Annotated in this window: 1 protein-coding gene; it reads left to right on the top strand. The window is 31.8% G+C overall.

The annotated features are described in order from the left end of the window. The first annotated feature begins 125 nt into the window (after positions 1 to 125). On the top strand, positions 126 to 707 hold the full coding sequence (locus FGF67_RS16840) for a hypothetical protein (RefSeq protein WP_139698917.1): 582 nt from the start codon (positions 126 to 128) through the stop codon (positions 705 to 707). The last annotated feature ends 270 nt before the right edge of the window (positions 708 to 977 follow it).

Raw genomic sequence — 977 nt, 5'->3', positions numbered from 1 at the left:
TGCAATCAATCTATACAACGAAATTAGATTACATGTATCTTTAGACTATAAAACACCAAATATGGTATATTTAAAAACAGCGTAAATCAATTTTTAACCTGTAGCCATATTTCAGGACTAGACATATGACGAAACGCAGAAATAATATTAAACGGAATCGATTTTCGATTTTATTCCCAGTTCTGACAATAATCGGAATTGGAATTATTGCTGTGCTATCTTCTGGCTATGAAAAAAGTTGGACTTATAATTGGAATGACATCAGAAAAGAAATAAAAGACTCAATTCAAGTTGCAAAAGAACAAGGAATCACAAGCGGATTTGTTGGAGTTGGCGCAAGGTCAACAGAAGATGAAATCCAAAGGAGAAAATGGATAATGAAAAATGCAACGGAATTAGAACTTCTGAAACTCACAAAATATCCAAACGGAAATGTAAAAGCTATTGCTTATGAGGGTTTGATTAAAAAAGAAACCTACAAAGAAAAAGCTGAACTGATTTCCAAAGCAATAGCCGATAATGAATATTTGGTTGATTATCAATCAGGTTGCGTTGGTGTTAGATATCAGATAAGTGAATATTTAATGATGTATGTTTTGAATTTTGACAGGACTTTTCCACCTTCGCCACTTATGGTAAATAATTATGGATTGTCGGATTTGGAAAAAGAAAAAATATTGACTGAATTTCATAATCGAAAAAAATAAATACAGTTGCCAACACCGTATATAATTTATTGCTAGTTCTAGCCTACTTACGAAAATCCTCGCGGATTTTCTATTCGGTTTTTATTTACTAAATTATGTGCTATACCACGCAACAAACCATATACAAACACGTTACCAAATATAGTGACCCGTCCTGAATAAAGGCTACATAATTTCAAACATTATGTACAAAAATGACAAAGTAATCAGACGGTATTCAGAACCTTTTAAACTGAAAATTTTAGACGAACTTACAACAGGAAAACTAAA

The organism is Allotamlana fucoidanivorans, assembly GCF_006265225.1.
Lineage (GTDB): Bacteria > Bacteroidota > Bacteroidia > Flavobacteriales > Flavobacteriaceae > Allotamlana > Allotamlana fucoidanivorans.
This window is presented reverse-complemented; position numbering and strand designations above follow the sequence as displayed.

Excerpts from the sequence above, each read along its gene's own strand:
- FGF67_RS16840 (WP_139698917.1), top strand. The coding sequence starts at position 126 with ATGACGAAACGCAGAAATAATATTAAACGGAATCGATTTTCGATTTTA.